16 protein-coding genes are annotated in these 20,081 nt (G+C 69.5%); 10 read left to right on the forward strand and 6 right to left on the reverse strand.

Features of this window, described 5'->3' with window-relative positions; genetic code table 11:
- Positions 1-219: 219 nt before the first annotated feature.
- Genes G372_RS0107610 through G372_RS0107645 form a run of 8 tightly spaced genes read left to right on the forward strand, consistent with a single transcriptional unit; the run spans position 220 to position 11,191 of the window.
- Positions 220-1,524, forward strand: a complete 1,305-nt coding sequence (locus G372_RS0107610) for a CmpA/NrtA family ABC transporter substrate-binding protein (RefSeq protein ID WP_019623615.1) — start codon at positions 220-222, stop codon at positions 1,522-1,524.
- Between the two features lie 47 nt (positions 1,525-1,571).
- Positions 1,572-2,504, forward strand: a complete 933-nt coding sequence (ntrB, locus tag G372_RS0107615; RefSeq protein WP_019623614.1) for a nitrate ABC transporter permease — start codon at positions 1,572-1,574, stop codon at positions 2,502-2,504.
- Between the two features lie 26 nt (positions 2,505-2,530).
- Positions 2,531-3,331, forward strand: a complete 801-nt coding sequence (locus G372_RS0107620; RefSeq protein WP_019623613.1) for an ABC transporter ATP-binding protein — start codon at positions 2,531-2,533, stop codon at positions 3,329-3,331.
- On the forward strand, positions 3,331-5,811 hold the full coding sequence (nirB, locus tag G372_RS0107625; protein WP_019623612.1) for a nitrite reductase large subunit NirB: 2,481 nt from the start codon (positions 3,331-3,333) through the stop codon (positions 5,809-5,811). Before G372_RS0107620 ends, nirB begins: the two co-directional genes overlap by 1 nt.
- A complete protein-coding gene (gene nirD, locus G372_RS0107630) occupies positions 5,808-6,179 on the forward strand; it encodes a nitrite reductase small subunit NirD (protein WP_019623611.1) in 372 nt (123 codons plus the stop codon). Before nirB ends, nirD begins: the two co-directional genes overlap by 4 nt.
- Position 6,180: 1 nt before the next feature.
- On the forward strand, positions 6,181-8,871 hold the full coding sequence (locus tag G372_RS0107635) for a nitrate reductase (RefSeq protein ID WP_019623610.1): 2,691 nt from the start codon (positions 6,181-6,183) through the stop codon (positions 8,869-8,871).
- Positions 8,872-8,873: 2 nt separating this feature from the next.
- Positions 8,874-10,340: a siroheme synthase CysG gene (gene cysG / locus G372_RS0107640; RefSeq protein ID WP_019623609.1), complete on the forward strand. Its 1,467-nt coding sequence runs from the start codon at positions 8,874-8,876 to the stop codon at positions 10,338-10,340.
- A complete protein-coding gene (locus G372_RS0107645) occupies positions 10,337-11,191 on the forward strand; it encodes a uroporphyrinogen-III synthase (RefSeq protein WP_019623608.1) in 855 nt (284 codons plus the stop codon). The genes cysG and G372_RS0107645 overlap by 4 nt, the downstream gene beginning before the upstream one ends.
- Before the next feature lie 19 nt (positions 11,192-11,210).
- On the opposite strand, the gene G372_RS0107650 is transcribed toward G372_RS0107645, so the two are convergent.
- From G372_RS0107650 to hisI, 5 genes are all read right to left on the reverse strand, one after another.
- A complete protein-coding gene (locus G372_RS0107650) occupies positions 11,211-13,019 on the reverse strand; it encodes an AMP-dependent synthetase/ligase (RefSeq protein ID WP_019623607.1) in 1,809 nt (602 codons plus the stop codon).
- A 92-nt stretch (positions 13,020-13,111) separates the two neighbouring features.
- A complete protein-coding gene (locus tag G372_RS0107655) occupies positions 13,112-14,227 on the reverse strand; it encodes a nickel/cobalt transporter (RefSeq protein ID WP_018864939.1) in 1,116 nt (371 codons plus the stop codon).
- An 89-nt stretch (positions 14,228-14,316) separates the two neighbouring features.
- A complete protein-coding gene (locus tag G372_RS0107660) occupies positions 14,317-14,973 on the reverse strand; it encodes a DUF1007 family protein (protein WP_019623606.1) in 657 nt (218 codons plus the stop codon).
- Between the two features lie 2 nt (positions 14,974-14,975).
- Positions 14,976-16,400: a cysteine--tRNA ligase gene (gene cysS, locus G372_RS0107665; protein ID WP_019623605.1), complete on the reverse strand. Its 1,425-nt coding sequence runs from the start codon at positions 16,398-16,400 to the stop codon at positions 14,976-14,978.
- The gene (hisI, locus tag G372_RS0107670; protein ID WP_038070432.1) at positions 16,397-16,840 is read right to left on the reverse strand and encodes a phosphoribosyl-AMP cyclohydrolase; all 444 of its coding nucleotides are present in this window, start codon (positions 16,838-16,840) and stop codon (positions 16,397-16,399) included. The genes cysS and hisI overlap by 4 nt, the downstream gene beginning before the upstream one ends.
- 228 nt (positions 16,841-17,068) lie before the next feature.
- Between hisI and G372_RS0107675 the strand changes: the two genes are divergently transcribed.
- The gene (locus tag G372_RS0107675) at positions 17,069-18,049 is read left to right on the forward strand and encodes a M14 family metallopeptidase (protein WP_019623603.1); all 981 of its coding nucleotides are present in this window, start codon (positions 17,069-17,071) and stop codon (positions 18,047-18,049) included.
- Between the two features lie 6 nt (positions 18,050-18,055).
- Positions 18,056-18,844 (forward strand): sulfite exporter TauE/SafE family protein, encoded by a 789-nt coding sequence (locus tag G372_RS0107680; RefSeq protein WP_019623602.1) that lies wholly within the window; start codon positions 18,056-18,058, stop codon positions 18,842-18,844.
- A gap of 122 nt (positions 18,845-18,966) precedes the next feature.
- Here the strand turns inward: G372_RS0107680 and G372_RS0107685 are convergent, their stop codons facing one another.
- Entirely contained in the window at positions 18,967-20,019 is a 1,053-nt protein-coding gene (locus G372_RS0107685; RefSeq protein ID WP_019623601.1) for a CobW family GTP-binding protein, read from the reverse strand.
- Between the last annotated feature and the right edge of the window lie 62 nt (positions 20,020-20,081).

Below are 20,081 nucleotides of genomic sequence, written 5' to 3' on the forward strand. Positions count from 1 at the left end.
GCGGGGTCGATTCGTAACGGCGAATTGGCACACCTCCTGCAAGAGTATCGGTAAGACGAGCCAACGGCGGTTCGTCGCCTGACAACAGGGAGACCCGGTGACCGGGCCTCCGATGGGACTGGACAAAGGCGTCCATCACCCGGCTGCAAACGCGGCCGGGCTGATGCGACGCCTTTTTTCGTTTCTGGGCGGAAATCTGACGAGGGGAGTGAACCCGAAATGACCGATTACACGAATGACACGAAAAAGACCTCCGGCCTGTCGCGCCGGCGTTTCCTGGGCGGCATGGCCGCCGGGATTGGAGCGACCGCGCTGGGCGTTTCCGGGGCCGCGCCCTGGGGCTATGCGAAGGCCGGAAACGGCAAGCCGGAGACCACCGAGGCGAAGCTGGGCTTTATTGCCTTGACCGATGCCGCACCGCTTTTCGTCGCGCTGGAGAAGGGCTTCTTCGCCGATCACGGCATGCCGGATGTGCAGGTGCTGAAGCAGTCCTCCTGGGGCACGGTGCGCGACAACCTGGAACTGGGCTCGCGCCGCGGCGGCATCGATGGCTCCCACATCCTGACGCCGATGCCCTACCTGATCCATCGCCGCGGTACGCCGATGAGCATCCTCGCGCGGCTGAACCTGGCCGGGCAGTGCATCTCGGTGGGCGATGAGTACGCCGATCTGAAGGTCGGCCTGGATACCGGGGAGTTCAAGGAGGCGCTGGCGGAGAAGCGCGCCGGCGGCGACGAGGTCCGCGCGGCGATGACCTTCCCCGGCGGCACCCATGACCTGTGGATTCGCTATTGGATGGCGGCCGGCGGGATCGACCCGAACCGCGACATCTCCACCATCGTCGTGCCGCCGGCGCAGATGGTCGCCAACATGCGGGTCGGCTCCATGGACACCTTCTGTGTCTGCGAGCCCTGGAACATGCAGCTGATCAACCAGGGCATTGGCTACACCGCGAACACCACCGGCGAGCTCTGGCACAACCACCCGGAGAAGGCGCTGGGCATGCGCGCGGACTGGGTGGAGGCCAACCCGAACGCGGCCCGCGCCCTGACCATGGCGGTGATGGAGGCGCAGATGTACTGCGAGGACCCGGCGAACATCGAGGAGGTCGCCGAGATCTGCTCGCGCCGGCGCTACATCCATGCCCCGTACGGCGACATCATCGACCGCATGCAGGGGCACTTCGACTACGGCACCGGCCGCGTGGTCGAGGACCACCCCGACCGCATGCGCTTCTGGAGCGACCAGGCCTCCTATCCCTTCAAGAGCCACGATCTGTGGTTCCTCACCGAAAACATCCGCTGGGGCTATATGCCGCCGGATCTCGACATGCAGGCGTTGGTGGACGAGGTCAACCGCGAGGACATCTGGCGCGAGGCGGCCGACACGCTCGGCATCGACTCGGCCGACATCCCCGAGTCCACCTCGCGCGGCAAGGAAGAGTTCTTCGACGGCAAGGTCTTCGACCCGGAAGACCCGCAGGCCTATCTCGACAGCCTGGAGATCAAGGCGCTCGCGTCCTGACGCGACGGCCCGACGTCCCTGCACAGACGATTCAAGAGGATTCGAAGATGAGTGCCATTCTCGATCGCAATATGACCTTCGGCGCCGGGCGCGAACGCCCGGCGGCGAGGGAAACCTCCACGGCCCCGGTGGCCCGACAGACAGCGCCTCCGGCCCGGTCCGGCGGGGCACCCGCCGATCCCGGCGTCTGGTCGCGGCGCCTGCGCAACGCCGCCACGGTGGTCCTGCCGCCGATGATCGTGACCGCCGTTTTTTTGCTCATCTGGGAGATGATGTCGTCTTCCCAGGGAGCCGTGTTGCCCGCCCCAAGTCAGGTGATTACCGACACCTGGGAGCTGATCGTCAATCCGTTCTATGACTACGGCGGCAACGATGTGGGCATGGCCTGGCAACTGCTCGCGAGTCTCGAGCGGGTGGCCTACGGCTACGCCCTGGCGGTAGTCGCCGGGATCGGTCTCGGGGTGCTGGTTGGCCAGTCCACCTGGGCGATGCGCGGGCTGGACCCGCTGTTCCAGGTGCTGCGCACCGTGCCGCCGCTGGCCTGGCTGCCGATCTCCCTGGCCGCGTTCCAGGCCAGCAACCCGTCGGCCATCTTCGTGATCTTCATCACCGCGATCTGGCCGATCATCATCAACACCTCGGTCGGCATCCGGAACATCTCGCAGGACTACGTCAACGTGGCCCGCGTGTTGCGCCTGAACGGCTTCGAGTACTTCACCAAGATCATGCTCCCGGCCGCCGCGCCGTATGTCTTCTCCGGTCTGCGCATCGGCATCGGCCTCGCCTGGCTGGCGATCGTCGCCGCCGAGATGCTGATCGGCGGGGTCGGCATCGGCTTCTTCATCTGGGATGCCTGGAACGCCTCCATGCTCAGCGACATCGTGCTGGCCCTGGTCTACGTCGGCCTGGTCGGGTTCTTCCTCGACCGCCTGGTCGCGATCGTCGGCAACTGGGTCACCCGCGGCACGCAGGCCGGCTGAGCCGGCCCCCTCACAGGAGAAACATCATGACCAGTTATCTCTCCATCGAACACGTCCACAAGACCTTTGGCGAAGGCCCTTCGGCCAGCGAGGTGCTGCGCGACGTCGACCTGCACGTGGACCGCGGCGAGTTCATCTCCATCATCGGCCACTCCGGCTGCGGCAAGTCGACGGTGCTCAACATCGTCGCCGGGCTGCTGGAGACCAGCACCGGCGCGGTGATCCTGGATGGCAAGGAGGTCAGCAAGCCGGGTCCGGATCGCAGTGTCGTGTTCCAAAACCACTCCCTGCTGCCCTGGCTGACCGTGCGCGACAACGTGGCGCTGGCGGTGGACAAGACCTTCAAGGGCACCAAGTCCGCCGCCGAGCGCCGCGAGTGGATCCTGCAGACGCTGGACATGGTCGGCATGAGCCACGCGCTGGACAAGCGCCCGGACGAGATCTCCGGCGGCATGAAGCAGCGCGTGGGCATCGCCCGGGCGCTGGCGATGGAGCCGAAGGTCCTGCTGATGGACGAACCCTTCGGCGCGCTGGACGCGCTGACCCGGGCCCATCTCCAGGACGAGGTGATGCGCATCCAGTCGGAGCTGGGCAATACCGTGCTGATGGTCACCCACGACGTGGACGAGGCGGTGCTGCTGTCCGATCGCATCGTGATGATGACCAACGGCCCGGCCGCGACCATCGGCGAGATCCTGGAGATCGACCTGCCGAAGCCGCGCGAGCGCCTGGCGATGGCCGACAACCCCCAGTACAACCACTACCGGGCCGAGGTGCTGCGCTTCCTCCACGAGCGCCACAAGAATCCCGAATCGGAGGCCGCCTGATGGATACCGCGAACAACAGGCCGCGGCTGGTCCTGATCGGCAACGGCATGGCCGGGATGCGCACGGTCGAGGAGCTTTTGAAGCTCAAGCCGGACATGTACGACATCACCGTGTTCGGTGCCGAGCCCTGGGGCAACTACAACCGCATCATGCTCTCGCCGGTGCTGGCCTCGGAGAAGACCGTCGACGAGATCATGCTGAACGACGATGCCTGGTATGCCGAGCGCGGCATCACCCTGCACAAGGGCAGGCGCATCGAGCGGATCGACCGCGTGAACCGGCGGGTGATCGCCGAGGACGGCACCGAGGCGCCCTATGACCGCCTGCTGCTGGCGACCGGCTCCGACCCGGTGATGATCCCGGTGCCGGGGCACGAACTGGAGGGCGTAGCCGCCTTCCGCGACATCCACGATGTGGACGCGATGCTCGCGGCCAGCCGCGCATACCGGCATGCGGTCGTGATCGGCGGCGGGCTGCTGGGACTGGAGGCCGCCAACGGCCTGATGCGCCAGGGCATGGAGGTCACCGTGGTGCACCTGATGGATCACCTGATGGAGCGCCAGCTGGATGCCGAGGCCGCCGGGATGCTGCGCGGCTCGCTGGAGGAGCGCGGCATGCGTTTTCGCATGGCGCACCAGACCGAGGCGATCCTGGGCGAGGACCGCGTCACCGGCGTGCGCTTCACCGACGGCAGCGAGATCGCAGCCGATCTGGTGGTGATGGCGGTCGGCATCCGCCCGAACACCGCGCTGGCCGAGTCCGCCGGGCTGCACTGCGAGCGCGGCGTGGTGGTGAACGACACCATGCAGACCTATGACCCGTCGATCTACGCGGTCGGCGAGTGCGTGCAGCACCGCGGCGCCACCTACGGCCTGGTCGCACCCCTGTGGGAGCAGGCGAAGGTCTGCGCCAACCACCTGGCCGAGTACGGCATCGGGCGCTACGAGGGCTCGATGACCTCCACCAAGCTGAAGGTGACCGGGATCGACCTGTTCTCCGCCGGCGACTTCACCGGCGACGAGACCACCGAGGACCTGGTGTTCAAGGATGCCGCGCGCGGCGTCTACAAGCGCCTGGTGCTGAAGGACAACCGCATCCAGGGGGCGGTGCTGTACGGCGATACCCTGGACGGCTCCTGGTACTTCCAGCTGATGCGGGACGCCACGCCGGTGGCCGACGTCCGCGAGAACCTGCTGTTCGGCCAGGCGCATGTCGGCGACTCCGGCCACGGCGACGAGGCCTCGCGGGTTGCGGCCATGCCCGACGAGGCCGAGATCTGCGGCTGCAACGGCGTGTGCAAGGGCGAGATCGTCCAGGCGATCAGCGCGCACAAGCTGTTCACGCTGGAGGACGTGCGCGCCCACACCAAGGCGTCGAACTCCTGTGGCTCCTGCACCGGGCTGGTGGAGTCCGTGCTCGCGACCACGCTGGGCGGCGACTACTCCGACGCCCCGGCGAAAAAGCCGGTCTGCGCCTGCACCGACCACAGCCACGACGAGGTGCGCGCGGCCATTGCCCGCGACGGGCTGAAGACCATGGACGCGGTGTTCGAGGCCCTCGACTGGAAGACCCCGAACGGCTGCCATGTCTGCCGTCCGGCCCTCAACTACTACCTGCTGGCGGCCTGGCCGAAGGACTACCAGGACGATGCCCAGTCGCGCTTCATCAACGAGCGCGCCCACGGCAACATCCAGAAGGACGGGACCTATTCGGTGGTACCGCGCATCTGGGGCGGCGTGACCACCCCGGCCGAGCTGCGCGCGATCGCCGAGGTGGCCGAGCGCTACCGCGTGCCCACGGTCAAGTTCACCGGCGGCCAGCGCATCGACCTGCTGGGGGTGCAGAAGGCCGACCTGCCGGCGATGTGGCGCGATCTTGGTGCCGCCGGGTTTGTCTCCGGCCATGCCTACGGCAAGGCCCTGCGCACGGTGAAGACCTGTGTCGGCTCCGAGTGGTGCCGCTTCGGCACCCAGGACTCGACCGGGCTTGGCATCCAGCTGGAGCGGATGACCTGGGGCTCCTGGACCCCGCACAAGTTCAAGATGGCGGTCTCCGGCTGCCCGCGTAACTGCGCCGAGGCGACGATCAAGGACCTGGGCGTGGTCTGCGTGGACTCGGGCTACGAGCTGCACGTGGGCGGCAACGGCGGGGTGAAGGTCCGTGCCACCGACTTCCTCTGCAAGGTGGAGACCGAGGCCGAGGTGCTCGAGTACGCCGGGGCCTTCATGCAGTTCTATCGCGAAGACGCGCGCTACCTGGAGCGCACCGCCCCGTGGATCGAGCGCGTCGGGCTGACCCGGGTGAAGGAACGCCTGGTGGACGACGCCGGGAACCGCGCCGCGCTGTACGCCCGCTTCCTGGAGTCGCAGGAGGTGGCGCAGGTGGACCCCTGGGCCGAGCGGGCCGCCGGGCATGCGGCGCACGAGTTCATCCCGATCACGCCGGTGGACGCAGCCCCGCGCCAGGGGGTGTCGGCATGAGCTGGCTTGCGATCTGTCCGCTCGAGGACATCCCGTCGCTGGGTGCGCGCGTGGTGGCGGGCCCGAACGGCGACATCGCTGTGTTCCGCACCGCGGATGACCGCGTCTTTGCCCTGCGCGACCAGTGCCCGCACAAGGGCGGACCGCTGTCGCAGGGCATCGTCCACGGCGAGCGCGTGACCTGCCCGCTGCACAACTGGGTGATCGACCTGCAGTCCGGCGAGGCCACCGGGGCGGACAGTGGCTGCACCCATGCCTTCCCGATCCGGGTGACCGACGGTCAGGTATGGCTGGACCTCTCCGGCGCCACGGCCAACGCCGCGGACGATCCCGCGGCGGTGCCGTCCGCCTGTCGCGAGGCGGGCTGAGATGGCCACGGCCGAGCCGGTGACCCGCACCACCTGCCCCTATTGCGGGGTGGGCTGCGGCGTGGAGGTGACCGCGACGCCGGGCGGCGAGTTTCCGGTCGCGGTGCGCGGCGACCCCGCCCATCCCGCCAATGCCGGGCGCCTGTGCTCCAAGGGCGCGGCGCTGGCCGAGACCCTCGACGACGAGGGCCGGCTGCTGCACCCAAAGGTCGGCGGGCGGCGTGTCGACTGGGAGACCGCGCTGGATCATGTCGCGGACGGCTTTCGCGAGACCATCGCGGCGCACGGGCCGGATGCGGTCGCCCTGTACGTCTCCGGGCAGATCCTGACCGAGGACTACTATGTGGCCAACAAGCTGATGAAGGGCTTCGTCGGCTCGGCCAATATCGACACCAACTCCCGGCTCTGCATGTCCACGGCCGTGGCCGCCCATACCCGCGCCTTCGGCGAGGATGGCGTGCCGGGAAGCTATACCGACCTCGAGCAGGCCGATCTGGTCGTGGTCACGGGCTCCAACATGGCCTGGGCCCACCCGGTTCTGTTCCAGCGCCTGCAGGCCGCCCGCGCGGCGCGCCCGGAGATGAAGCTGGTGGTGATCGACCCGCGGCGCACGGCCACCGCCCAGGCGGCCGACCTGCACCTGCCGCTGGCGCCGGGCACGGATGCCTGGCTGTTCAACGGCCTGCTGGACCACCTGCGCCGGGAGGATGCGCTGGACCCCGGCTTCCTGGAGCGCCACGTCGACGGATTTGCCGATGCCCTGGCGGCCGCGCGGGCCTCCAGCCCGTCGATCGCCGCGACCGCCGAGGCCTGCGAGCTGGAGCCGGAGGCGGTGGCGACGTTCTTCCGGTGGTTTGCCCGTACCGAACGCACCGTGACGGCCTTCTGCCAGGGCATCAACCAGTCCGACAGCGGCGTGGACAAGGCCGGGACGATCCTCAACGTGCACCTGGCCACCGGTCGCATCGGGCGCCCGGGCATGGGCCCGTTCTCGCTGACCGGCCAGCCGAACGCGATGGGCGGGCGCGAGGTCGGCGGGTTGGCCAGCCAGCTGGCCGCCCATATGGGCTTCGACGACGCGGCCCTGGATCGGGTCGGCCGTTTCTGGGGCACACCGAACCTCGCCCGCCAGCCGGGGCTGAAGGCGCTGGACCTGTTTCGCGCGGTCGAGTCGGGGCAGGTGAAGGCGATCTGGATCATCGGCACCAATCCGCTGTTCAGCCTGCCCGAGGCCGCGCGCTTCGAGCAGGCCCTGGCCGAATGCCCGCTGGTCGTGGTCTCCGACTGCGTGCGCGAGACCGAGACCATGCGGGTGGCCGATGTGCTGCTGCCAGCGACCACCTGGGGCGAGAAGGACGGCACGGTGACCAACTCCGAGCGCCGCATCTCGCGCCAGCGCCCGTTCCGCGCGCCCCCGGGCGAGGCCCGGCACGACTGGTGGGCGTTGGCCCGGGTCGCGCAGCGGCTGGGGTTCGCCGCAGCCTTTCCCTATGCCCGCCCCGCCGAGATCTTCCGCGAACATGCGGCGCTGTCCGCTTTCGAGAACGACGGCACGCGCGACTTCGACATCGGCGCGCTGGCCGGGCTGTCCGACGCCGAGTACGACGCCCTGGAGCCGGTGCAGTGGCCGCTGCCGGCGGGGAGCCGGACGGGCGCCGAGCACCTCTATGCCGATGGCCGTTTCTTTACCGCCAATGGCCGGGCGCGGCTCGCGGCCGTGACCCCGCAGGCCCCGACCGACCCGGTCGATGCCGACTATCCGCTGCGCCTGAACACCGGCCGCATCCGCGACCAGTGGCACAGCATGACCCGCACCGCACGCACCCCGCGCCTGAGCGCGCATCAGCCGGAGCCGTTCGTCGAGATCCATCCGGTGGATGCCGGGCTGTTCCGGGTGCAGGCCGGCGACCTCGCCGAGGTGACCAGTCGCCACGGTCGCTTGCTGGCACGGGTGCAGGTGAGCCGCGAGCAGCGCCCGGGCAGCGTGTTCGTGCCCATGCACTGGAGCCGGCCGATCGCGCGGCTTGCCCGGGTCGATGCGCTGGTGCCCGCGCATGTCGACCCGGTCTCCGGGCAGCCGGCGTTCAAGCACACGGCCGTGGCCGTGCGCCCGGCGGCGCTGGACTGGCACGGCTTCGTGCTGAGCCGCGAGCCGATCGCCGCGCCGGAGGCGGACTACGCGGTCACCGCCCGCGGTCCCCGGCACCTGCGCACCGAACTGGCCGGGCGGGGCGCACCGCCCACGATGGATGCGTGGCGCGAACGCCTGGACGGGCCGGGTGAATGGCTCGAGTTCGCCGACCCCGCCGGGGGGCGCTACCGCGCCGCTCGGATCCACGAGGGCCGGCTCGCCTGCATGCTGTTCGCGGGCCCCGACCGGGGCCTGCCCGAGCGCGAGTGGCTGGCCGGCCTGTTCGCGGCCGAGACGATCAGCGATACCGAGCGCATGGCGTTGCTGACCGGGCGACCGCCGAACGGCCAGGCCGCGCGCGGGCGCATGGTCTGCGCCTGCTTCGGCGTGGACGAGACGCGCATCCGCACCGCGATCCGCGAGCAGGGGCTGGCCAGCTGCGAGGCCGTGGGTGCGGCCCTCGAGGCCGGGACCAACTGTGGCTCCTGCCGACCCGAGATCCAGACCTTGTTGAACGAGGAAGCCGAGGCGCCCACGGACCCCGTGGCGCGGGAGGGATAAGCATGGAACACCTGCCGATTTATATGCAGTTGCACGGCCGCGAGGCCCTGGTCGTCGGGGCCGGGCCGGTGGCCACGCGCAAGGCGGCGCTGCTGCTGGAGGCCGGGGCGCGGGTGCGCCTGCGGGCCCCGACGTACAGCGAGGCCGCCGAGCGCCTGCTGCGCGAGCAACCGGGGTCGATCAGCCGCGATCCGGGTATCTATGACACCGAATGCCTGGATCGTGTGGCGGTCGTGATCGCTGCCACCGACGATGCGGCGGTGAACCGCCAGGTTTCGGAGGATTGCGTTGCGCGCTCGATCCCGGTGAACGTGGCCGACCAGCCCGAGCTCTGCAGCTTTATCCTGCCGGCGATCGTGGAGCGCGGGCCGCTGACCATCGCGATCGGCTCCGGTGGCCGGGCCCCGGTGCTGGTGCGCCTGCTGCGCGCGAAGATCGAGAGCCTGATCCCGGCCGGCTATGGCCGGCTGGCCGATCTCGCCGGGCGGCTGCGCGACCGGGTGCGTGCCCGTTTCGAGCACGTGAATGCCCGCCGCGCCTTCTGGGAGCGGGCCTTTGCCGGGCCGGCCACCGAGCTCGCCCTGGCCGGGCGCATGGACGCGGCCGAGGCGCGCCTGGAACAGGAACTGGCGGATGCCGCAACCAGCACGCCGGGCGAGGTCTACCTGATCGGCGCCGGGCCGGGCGATCCCGACCTGCTGACCTTTCGCGCGCTGCGCCTGCTGCAGCAGGCGGATGTGGTCGTCTACGACCGGCTGGTGTCCTCCGAGGTGGTGAACCTGGCGCGGCGCGAGGCCGAACGCTTCTATGTCGGCAAGGAACGCGACCACCACTGCGTGCCGCAGGAGGAGATCAGCGCACTGCTCTCCCGGCTGGCGCGCGAGGGCAAGCGCGTGGCGCGGCTGAAGGGCGGCGACCCGTTCGTGTTCGGCCGTGGCGGCGAGGAGCTGGACGTGCTGGCGCGCGACCGCGTGGCCTACCAGGTCGTCCCCGGCATTACCGCGGCCAGCGGCTGCGCGGCCTATGCGGGCATACCGCTGACCCACCGCGACCATGCCCAGTCGGTGCGGTTCATCACCGGCCATACCCGCGAAGGGCGGCTGGATGTGGACTGGTCGCAGCTGACCAGTACCCGCGAGACCCTGGTGTTCTACATGGGCCGCAAGGGGGTGGGCGAGATCTGCCGGGGGCTGAAGGGTGCCGGCCGCGCCGGGCAGACTCCGGCGGCGATCATCGAGAACGGCACCACCGCCCGCCAGCGCGTGGTCAACGGCACGCTGGATACGCTGGCCGCACGTGCCGAGCGTGAGCAGGTGGGTTCGCCCAGTTTGATCGTGATCGGCGAGGTGGCGGCCTGCCACGCACGTCTGGCCTGGTTCCAGCCGGATTCCGGGACCACGACAGTGTTTCCGCAGCCGATGCCGATGTCGGGGGCAGGGGCGCGGGCCGCGGCAGCGAGCGCGGCGTGACGGCCGCATCCGTCCTGCCGGAGGTGGCGGCCAGTGGCCTCGCGGGTCGCCGCGTGGCTCTGCCGGAGAGCCGGGCGCTGGAGGTCTTCGCCGGCCTGCTGGAGCGGCGCGGGGCCGAGGTCTGGCGCTGCCCCCTGATCGCGATCCACGACAGCCCCGACCGTACGGCGATCGAGACCTGGCTGGACAAGGCCATCGAGGCGCCGTTCGACCGCCTGATCTTCCTGACCGGCGAGGGCTTCACCCGCCTGACCGGCTTTGCCCGGCGTGCCGGACGCGAGGACGCCTGGCTGGCGGCCGTGGCGCGGACGCCGACCCTGGTGCGCGGCCCCAAGCCCGGGCGGGCGATGAGGCCCTTCGGCGTGCGGCCGGATGCGGTCGCGGCGGCACCGACGACCGAGGGCATCATCGAGACCCTTTCCGGACAGGATCTGGCCGGGCAGCGTATCGGGGTGCAGCTCTACGGCGCGGAACCCAACCGCCGCCTGCTCGGGTTCCTGGAGCAGGCGGGTGCCGAGGTCTTTCCGGTCTGGCCCTACCGCTATGCGGATGCCGCCGAGACCGGGCGCGTGACCGGGCTGATCGAGGCCCTGATCGCGGGGGAGGTGGATGCGATCGCCTTCACCAGCCAGGCCCAGGTCCGGCGCCTGCTGCGTGTCGCCCGTGACTCGGGGCATCAGGATGCGCTGCTGGCAGCGCTCGGCCGCACCGTCATCGCCGCGATCGGCCCGGTGGTGGCCGACGAGCTGCGCACCCAGGGGGTGCACCCGACGGTGGTCCCCGATGGGCAGTACTTCATGAAACCCCTGGTATCGGTGCTGGCTCGCCACTTGGGGACGGCCCGCAACTGACTGGGGACCGACACGGATCTCAGCGCCCGTCGTGGCCGGCGTACATCGCCTCGATGGCCTCGCTGTAGTGCTCGACGATCACCGGGCGCTTGAGCTTCATGGTCGGGGTCAGCATGCCGTTTTCCACGGACCAGGCCTCGTGCGTTACATGCACATGGCGGATCTTGGCGTAGCCGGGGAAGTCGCGTAGCTGGTACTGGATGCGCTGCAGCAGGGCGCGTTCGGCCTTGCGCGGCAGCCGGCCCTCGGCCTCGGCGTCGAGGTCGTGGTCTCGGGCGAACGAGGCCCAGGCCTCCGGCTCCGGCACGACCAGCGCGGTCAGGAAGGAGCGATTGTCGCCGACGATCATCACCTGGTCGAACAGCGCATCCAGCGCGATCGCCATCTCCATGTCGGCCGGCGGGACCTTCTCGCCGTTGGTCAGCACGAGGATGTCCTTGATGCGACCGGTGATGAAGACATGCCCGCTGTCATCGATACGGGCCTGGTCGCCACTGTGCAGCCAGCCGTCCTCGTCGATGGTCTCGCGGGTGGCCTCCTCGTTCTTCCAGTAGCCGAGCATCACGCAGGGGCTGCGGGTGAGCAGTTCGTCCATCTCGCCGATCCTGACCTCCACCCCGGGCAGCGGCTTGCCGATCGAGGCGGGCAGGTTGTTGTCCGGGGTGTTCACCGTGACCACCGGACTGGCCTCGGTCATCCCGTAGCCGTGCAGGACCGGCAGGCCCAGGCCGATAAAGAACTGGGCGATCGGTGGCGGGAGGGGGGCGCCGCCGCAGACCGCGAAGCGCAGCTCGCCACCCAGGCGGTCCAGCACCTTGCGCGCGACGATGCGCTCCAGCAGGGGCCAGAGCAGGAAGCCGGGAGACCAGCCGCCCCGGCCCTGCTGGTGCTCGAAGCGCTTCCAGCCGATGTTGACGGTTGCCTTGAACAGGGCGCGGCCGAGGCCCGATTTCTGCTTCAGGCCGGCCTGGATGCGGCCGTGCACGCGTTCGTAGATGCGCGGTACCGAGATCAGTACCGTCGGGCGTACGGTGACCAGGTCCTCCCCCAGCCCCTGGATTGAGCGGGCGAAGGCGACCTCGGCACCGATCAGCATGGGCATGTAGAGCCCGGCGGTGCGCTCCAGCATGTGCGACAGCGGCAGGAACGACAGGAACCGGTCGGCGGGGGACAACGGCCCGGTCTGCGAGGAGGCCCAGGCGTTTTCCAGGATGTTGCGGTGCGAGAGGATCACGCCCTTGGGGCGCCCGGTGGTGCCGGAGGTATAGACGATCGTGGCCATGGCCTCCGGGTCGAGGTCCGGGTGGTGGCACTCGGTGCCTTCGTGCTGCGCGAGCCAGTCTTCCAGTTCGATCACACGGTCGTCGTCCGGCTCTGTGTCCTGGCCGCCAATGTTCACGATGCGCCGCAGCGACGGCATGTTCCCGAAGTGCTCGGACAACCGGCGGCTGTGGGCGCTCTCGCCCAGCAGCAGGATGCGTGCCTGGGTCTGTCCGATGATGTAGGCGATGTTGTCCGGGCGATCGTCGGTGTACAGCGGGACCGGGACCAGGCCCAGGCCCATCGCCGCCTGGTCGAACGCGACCCACTCGCGTGAGTTGCCGAGCATCAGCGCCACGCGTTCGCCGGGCTTAAGGCCTTCCGCGGCCAGTGCGGCCTGCCAGCGATCCACCATTGCGCCCATCTCGCGCCAGGAGGTCTGCTGCCATTCTCCGCTTTGGCTGTCGTACTGGCGGTAGGCAGGGGCATCCGGCGTCTGCTCGACGCGGACACGGAACAGCGAGGGGAGGGTTGGGGCCTGGTCGGGACGGATCGCGGAGTCGGGCATCGGCGCGTCTCGCAGCTTGGAGTATGTCCGGGACGTTAGAGGACCCGGTCCTGCGCGGCAACCTGGGGCTTTAGGGAAGCACTTGTGTTTCCCTAAAGCCCCAGCGGGTGGGCGGCGGGCCGGTAGGCCACGGCCCCGATCACCAGGCTGATGCCAATGAGCGCGATGATGCCGCCACCGGCGAGCCCGAAGGCCGGGCCCACGTAGGTCAGACGGCCGACGCGGGTCGGCCCCAGCCAGCGCCGGGTCCAGTCGCGTGCGGAGACGGCCAGCGTGGCCAGAACGGACACCGTCGCCGCGGTCCCCAGGGACATCGCCAGTACGGCCAGCACGCCAGCCCAGGCCAGGCCCAGGGCCGCCGATACCGCCATGATCAGCACCGCACCGGAACAGGGGCGGATGCCCACGGCCGCGACCGTGCCCCACCAGGTCCCGCTGTGGTTCGGGTCGACATGATGCGGCGTGCCACAGCCGCAGTGGTCGTCATGGGTATGATGGTGGTCGCCGTGATGATGGTCTGCGTGCTCGTGCCGGGCCTCCGCGCGCGCTCGGGCATGGGCCTTGTGCAGGCGCCAGGCATGGCGCAGGGCGCGCAGCATCAGCCAGATGCCCAGCAGGGCGACCAGCGCGAAGCTGGCGATCTCCAGCGTGCGCACCTGGCCCAGCGTATCGCGCGCCAGCCAGCCGAGCAGGCCGATCAGCACCCCGACCAGCACGATGGCCGTGACCCCCTGGGCCAGTGCCGAGACGGTGGAGAGCAGGATGCCGCGCTTCAGGTTCTGGGGCTGGGTCAGCAGATAGGCGCTGATCACGGCCTTGCCATGGCCCGGGCCGGCCGCGTGGAACACGCCGTACAGCAGGCTGATCAGGATCAGGGCACCGGCTGTCTGGGCGGTGGGGGCGTCGCGCAGGGCGTGCAGTCCCTGGGTGAGGTCGCGATGCAGCTGGCGCTGGGTCTGCAGCATCCAGGCGGTGACGCGCTCGAGCGCGCCGGGGGGGTCTGCCAGTGGTTCGGGCACGGGTCCGGTGGCGGCATCCGGCGGGGACGGGCGTTCCTCGGTCTCGCCCGCGGGTGCGCCGCCGCCCAGCGGATGGGCCGATTCGCCGGCCTGGGCGCTGAAAGCGCCCAGCAACAGGAAGAACCCCAGGGTCAGGAGGACCAGGGGGGCCGTGAGGCCGTTCAGTCGATGGGCGGGGGTGACGATCATATCGTTACACTATAACGCTGTCCTGCGGGTGCAGCGACCGGTTTTTCGTTCGAATCCTGTGCGAGCGTGCACATCGATCAGTGCTTCACCTAGTCCGAGGTGTTCCGGCATTGCAGGGTGGCGGTCTCGGCAAAGTGGCGTCCGAGATTGTCGACCGGGCTGCGGTCCTGGCGTTCCAGGGTAGCGGCATAGCGCATCAGTTGCGGGTCCGGGCGTGGCTCTTCGATCCGGACCTCGCAGCCCTGGCGATTCTCGATATGCACTACGTCGTCCGCGTCATGCAGGACCTCGATCCAGTAGGTCGGGTCGAACACGCGATAGGTGAAGCCGTTGGCATCGTCGAGGGCGTGCTTGGCCAGCGGCAGGTCGAAGCGCAGATAAAGCCGCCGGTCCTCCAGCGAGAGCCGGGCGTTTTCCGCCCGGGGTACCGCGATCTCCGCGTCGTCGTGGCGCAGCTCGGTGAAGTAGTTGTAGGCGGCCAGGTTTTCCAGCATGCGCTCGGCGACCCGATCCAGCGCCTCGTCGATACCGAGATCGCCTTCCAGGTCCCGGGTCATCTCCTCCAGCAGCATGTGGCTGTAGGTCGGATCGATCAGCCAGGCCTGCTGCATGCGCTCCAGCTGGCCGTTGTCGTCGAACACCAGCCCCACGCGCAGGTCGATCCAGGCGTGGGGGTGTGCCAGCGCGAGGCCCGGGATCAGCAGGGCCAGGCTCAGCAGGAGTCGCCGGATGAGGCGGCGGGCCATGTTCAGGCGACGCTCCCACTGCGCTGCCAGCGTGTCCCCTCCGGCGTGTCCTCGAGTTCGATCCCGCGGGCGGTGAGCTCGTCGCGGATGGCGTCGGCGGTGGCGAAGTCACGGTTCTTGCGCGCGGCCTGCCGCGCAGCGATGCGTTCCTCTACCCAGGCGGCGAGTTCGTGGTCCTCGCTATCCCCCTGGAACCAGGCTGTCGGGTCCTGCTGCAACAGCCCCAGCAGGCCGGCGCCCGCCAGCAGCTCGCCTTTCAGACGGGCGCGTTCGGCCGGGTCGCCGGCCGCGGCCAGGGCATCGGCCAGGCGGTGCAGGGCCGTGATGCCGCCGGGGGTGTTCAGGTCGTCCAGCAGGGCGGTGAACACCGGGGTCTCGGCGGCGTGCACGGGTGCCGGTTCGATGTCGGCGTGGTCGCGCAGCACGCGGTAGAGCCCGTTCAGGGCATTGCGCGACTGGTTCAGCGTGTCCTCGGAGAAGTTCAGCGGCGCGCGGTAGTGGCGGGACAGCAGCGCCATGCGCAGGACCTCGCCCGGATAGGCCTGCAGGAGGTCATGCAGCAGCTGGAAGTTGCCCAGTGACTTGGACATCTTCTCGCCATCGATGGTCACGTGCCCGTTGTGCACCCAGTAGCGGGCGTAGTGCGTGCCGTGGTCGGCACAGCCCTCCGCCGCGCAGCCCTGGGCGATCTCGTTTTCGTGGTGGGGGAACACGAGATCGTGCCCCCCGCCGTGGATATCGATCATTGCGCCCAGGTGGCTGCGGATCATCGCGGTGCATTCGAGGTGCCAGCCGGGGCGGCCATAGCCCCAGGGGCTGTCCCAGCCCGGTTCGCCTTCGGCGGCCGGCTTCCACAGCACGAAGTCGCCGGGGTGGCGCTTGTAGCTGGCGACCTCGACCCGGGCGCCGGCCTGCATGTCTTCCAGCGTGCGCCCGGACAGCGCGCCATAGTCCGGGTAGGAGGTGACGTCGAACAGCACGTGCCCCTCGGCCGGGTAGGCATGGCCGCGCTCGATCAGGCGCTCGATCAGCTCGACCATCGGCTGGATGTGATCGGTGGCGCGCGGCTCGATAGTCGGCTCAAGCGTACCCAGTTCGGCGATGTCTTCGTGGAAGGCGCGGGTGAAGCGCTCGGTCAGCGCGGCGATCGGTTCGCCGTTCTCCGCCGCGGCCTTGTTGATCTTGTCGTCGACGTCGGTGATGTTGCGCGCGTAGATCACATGTTCGGGGCCGTACAGCTCGCGCAGTACCCGAAACAGCACGTCGAACACCACCACCGGGCGGCCATTGCCCACATGCACCCGGTTGTACACGGTGGGGCCGCAGACGTAGAGCGTGACGCGCCCGGGGTCCTGCGGACGAAAGGGCTCGTCGCGCCCGCCGAGCGTGTTGTGCAGGATCAGCTCGCGGCCGGGGGTGGTGCTCATTGCGGGTCGTCCTTTTGGCCGTACAGGGTCTCGGGGGCGATCTCCGGGTCGCTGGTGATCACGGCTTCGTCGCTGTCGACCCGCACGTAGAAGCAGCTGCGCCGGCCGGTGTGGCAGGCGGGGCCGGTCTGGTCGACCTTCAGCAGGATGGTGTCGCCGTCGCAGTCCAGGTGCAGGGATTGCAGCTGCTGAACCTGGCCCGACTGTTCGCCCTTGCGCCACAGCGCCTGGCGCGAGCGCGAGTAGTAGCACACGCGCCCGGTGCGTAGGGTCTCGTCCAGCGCCTCGCGGTTCATCCAGGCCATCATCAGGACCTCGCCGCTGTCGAACTGCTGGGCGATCGCGGGGATCAGGCCGTCCGGGTTCAGCTTGAGTTTTTCCAGCACCTCGGCGGCTGGCTGGCGGGTGTTGCGCGAGGCTTTTTCGAGTGTCTTGAACATGTACGCCGGCATAGCGGAAACCAGCGCCAAGGGTACCATCCCGCGCCCGCCATGAGCAGACAAACATGGCAGGCAAGTACCTGTTCGGGGCCTGTCCAGAGGCAGGTTTGCGTTTCCCGTATCCGGGTAATGCGCGAGCTGACAGGACAGCGTTCAGGTGCGTAGTCGCGCTCGCGGGTTGCGTGCGTACAATGGCGGGCTGATTCCCCGTTCGCCGGAGCTGTCGTTATGTCGTCCCAGCCGCATCCCACCGCCATGCGTTCTCTGACCTTCCACGGCCTGACCCCGGGGCCGCGGCTGATCGTGCTGGGCGCGGTGCATGGCAACGAGACCTGCGGCACGCAGGCGGCCGAACGGCTGCATGACGAACTGGAGGGCGGCGAGCGCCGCCTGCAGTGCGGGACGCTGACGCTGGTCCCGCGCACGAATCCGCTGGCCTTCCAGCTCGGGCAGCGCATGGGCGAGCGCAACCTGAACCGCAACTTTCGCGTGACCGAGGACCCGCAGGACTTCGAGGACCGCATTGCCAACGTACTGTGCCCGCTGCTGGCGGCGCACGACGTCCTGCTGGATCTGCACTCGTTTCATACCGGCGGCCAGCCGTTCATCATGCTCGGCCCGCGAAACAACGAGGGCGCACTGGAGGGCTTCGCCCGTGCCCGCGAGGAAGAGGCCCTGGCCGCCTGCCTGGGCCCGCGGCGCATGGTCGAGGGCTGGCTGGACACCTACGCGCGCGGGGTCGCCCGGCGCATGAAGAACCCGAACGCCAGTCACCGCGCGCAGATGCTGTCCACCGACCCCAGCTACGGCATCGGCACCACCGAGTACATGCGTTCGCAGGGCGGCTACGGCGTGACGCTGGAATGCGGCCAGCACGACGACCCCCAGGCCCCGGTGGTGGCCTACAACGCGATCCTCAATACCCTGGCCCACCTCGGCATGATCGAGGCCCCGGCCACGCCCGGGCAGGACGACCCGGAGGTCCTGCGCCTGGTCGAGGTGATCGACCGCGACCACCCCGATGACCGGTTCGTGCGCGAGTGGAAGAGCTTCGACCCCCTGCACGAGGGTGATGTGATCGGTGTTCGCGCGGACGGGACCGAGGTGAAGGCCCCGGCCGACGGCTTCATCGTGTTTCCCAACCCCAACTCGCTGCCGGGCAACGAGTGGTTCTATCGCGCCGAGTTCAGTGACCGCCGCGTGATCTGACGCCCCGTGGAGTTCGCCTTCTCCGGCGTTGCCGCATGGCTGCTTGCGGCCGGGTTCTTCGCCGGTGCGCTGAATGCCCTGGCCGGGGGCGGCAGCTTTCTCACCCTCCCGGCCCTGATGGCCGTGGGTGTCCCGCCGGTGGCGGCCAATGCCACTGGGACCGCCGCATTGCTGCCCGGGTACGCGGCCAGCCTGCTCGTCGATCACCGGCGCCTGCGCACCCTCTGGCGGGCGCTGGGCATGCGCCTGCTGGTGCTGTTCCTGGTCGTGGGTGTGCTGGGCGGGGCGCTGGGTGCGGCCCTGCTCCTGCTGACGGGGGATGCGCGTTTTCGGGCCTTCATCCCCTGGCTGCTGTTGCTGGCGACCCTGCTGTTCGCGCTGGGTCCGTGGCTGCAGCGTCGCGCGGCCCATGCGGCCCATGCGGCCCACCCGGCACTGGCCCGGGTGGCGGGCGCGGGGCTTGGCTGCGTCTACGGTGGCTATTTCAACGGCGGGGTCGGCATCCTGCTGCTGGCGATCCTGCGGGGCCAGGGGATGGCCGACCTGGCACAGGCCAATGCCCTCAAGAACCTGCTCTCCACGGTGCTGACGCTGATTGCCGTCGTGGTCTTTGTCGTGGGTGGGCAGGTGGTTGCGACCGGGCTGCTGGCCGTCGGGGCCGGGGCCATTCTCGGCGCCCGGGTCGGGATTGGGCTGCTGGGGGTGCTGCCCGAACCGCGGTACCGGCATCTGGTCACGCTGGTGGGGGCCGGCACCACGGTGCTGTTCTTCGTCGATCCGGGCTGGCTGGGGTAGTGGTTCGGCGTGGGTTTGATGCAATTCGCGGGGCTCATTGCATCCTACGGTTATCCTGGAGGCGCGCGAAGGATGCGATGAGCGTAGCGAATCGCATCGTTTGCCCAGGCCATCCCCGAGGCTTATTGCGTGGTGTGCCGAGGGTCGGTGCGAGCCTGTTGCAGGGCGTGGTCGAGCGTGTCCAGCGCCTGGGCGTCGGTCTCCGGCAGGATGGCCTCGATGCGGGGACGGGTCCCGGCGGGGGGCGCTTTCATGGTCTCAAGCCCTCCCTCGCCGTCCACGCGGTTGACGCGCTGCCAGCCCTGATCGGTCAGCACAAGACCCTTGAGGCGTTCTCCGGTGAAGCCGCTCACCAGTGCCTCCAGCGCCGCGTGGTCGAATGCCTGTCCTTCGGGTAGCAGCCAGCTGCGGCCCAGATAGCCATCGCCGCGGGTGTCAATGGTCACGGGCTCGTCCCCGTGCTCGTGTGGCGCATGATCGTGCCCATGGTCGTGATCGTGGGCATGATCGTGCTGGCCACCGGCGGACAGAAAGGCCCGGGCCTCCGGGAACAGGGCCCCGCCGCGTTCCAGCCGGGGGCGGTCCAGCCACGCCGATTCCACACGCCCCTGGGTCGTCTCGACCACCAGCGGGCGTGGCGGCGGTACGGCGGCGACAAACGCCTGCAGGGCCTCGCGGTCCGCCTCGCTGTAGAGGTCGGCCTTGTTGGCCAGCAGTACATCGGCCAGTGCGATCTGGTCGTTCCAGTTCGGGTGTTCGCGGTGGCGGGGCGAGGACAAGTGGCGGGCGTCCATGACCGTGATCGTCGCGCGCAGGTCCAGCACGCCGTCGTAGGGGGGCTGGGTGAGGGTGCGGATGATCTCGGCCGGGTGCCCGAGCCCGGTGGGCTCGATCAGGATGCGGTCCGGGTGCCGCGAGCGGATCAGGCGGTTCAGGCCGACGGTGAACATCTGCGCGGAGACGCAGCAAAGGCAGCCCCCGGGGATCTCCTCCAGCGCGACGCCGGTATCCGCGAGCAGGCCGCCGTCCACCCCGATCTCGCCGAACTCGTTGACCAGCACGGCCCAGTGCTCGCCCTCGGGGCGCAGTGCGAGCAGCTGGCGGATGGTGGTCGTCTTGCCCACCCCCAGAAAGCCGGTAACCAGGTGGGTGGGGATGTCGTGGTGGGTGGTCATGCGGTGTTGGCCAGGTTGGCGGGCGGACCCGGGCAGCGGGCCCGCCACGCGATTGGTTTCGG

Origin of the sequence: Thioalkalivibrio thiocyanoxidans ARh2 (assembly GCF_000385215.1) — a bacterium.
GTDB classification, from domain to species: Bacteria; Pseudomonadota; Gammaproteobacteria; order Ectothiorhodospirales; family Ectothiorhodospiraceae; genus Thioalkalivibrio; species Thioalkalivibrio thiocyanoxidans.

What these genes read in the sequence shown, in the direction of transcription:
- G372_RS0107610 (WP_019623615.1), top strand. Translation starts at nt 220, where the DNA reads ATGACCGATTACACGAATGACACGAAAAAGACCTCCGGCCTGTCGCGC.
- ntrB (WP_019623614.1), top strand. Translation starts at nt 1,572, where the DNA reads ATGAGTGCCATTCTCGATCGCAATATGACCTTCGGCGCCGGGCGCGAA.
- G372_RS0107620 (WP_019623613.1), top strand. Translation starts at nt 2,531, where the DNA reads ATGACCAGTTATCTCTCCATCGAACACGTCCACAAGACCTTTGGCGAA.
- nirB (WP_019623612.1), top strand. Translation starts at nt 3,331, where the DNA reads ATGGATACCGCGAACAACAGGCCGCGGCTGGTCCTGATCGGCAACGGC.
- nirD (WP_019623611.1), top strand. Translation starts at nt 5,808, where the DNA reads ATGAGCTGGCTTGCGATCTGTCCGCTCGAGGACATCCCGTCGCTGGGT.
- G372_RS0107635 (WP_019623610.1), top strand. Translation starts at nt 6,181, where the DNA reads ATGGCCACGGCCGAGCCGGTGACCCGCACCACCTGCCCCTATTGCGGG.
- cysG (WP_019623609.1), top strand. Translation starts at nt 8,874, where the DNA reads ATGGAACACCTGCCGATTTATATGCAGTTGCACGGCCGCGAGGCCCTG.
- G372_RS0107650 (WP_019623607.1), bottom strand. Translation starts at nt 13,019, where the DNA reads ATGCCCGACTCCGCGATCCGTCCCGACCAGGCCCCAACCCTCCCCTCG.
- G372_RS0107655 (WP_018864939.1), bottom strand. Translation starts at nt 14,227, where the DNA reads ATGATCGTCACCCCCGCCCATCGACTGAACGGCCTCACGGCCCCCCTG.
- G372_RS0107660 (WP_019623606.1), bottom strand. Translation starts at nt 14,973, where the DNA reads ATGGCCCGCCGCCTCATCCGGCGACTCCTGCTGAGCCTGGCCCTGCTG.
- cysS (WP_019623605.1), bottom strand. Translation starts at nt 16,400, where the DNA reads ATGAGCACCACCCCCGGCCGCGAGCTGATCCTGCACAACACGCTCGGC.
- hisI (WP_038070432.1), bottom strand. Translation starts at nt 16,840, where the DNA reads ATGTTCAAGACACTCGAAAAAGCCTCGCGCAACACCCGCCAGCCAGCC.
- G372_RS0107675 (WP_019623603.1), top strand. Translation starts at nt 17,069, where the DNA reads ATGTCGTCCCAGCCGCATCCCACCGCCATGCGTTCTCTGACCTTCCAC.
- G372_RS0107685 (WP_019623601.1), bottom strand. Translation starts at nt 20,019, where the DNA reads ATGACCACCCACCACGACATCCCCACCCACCTGGTTACCGGCTTTCTG.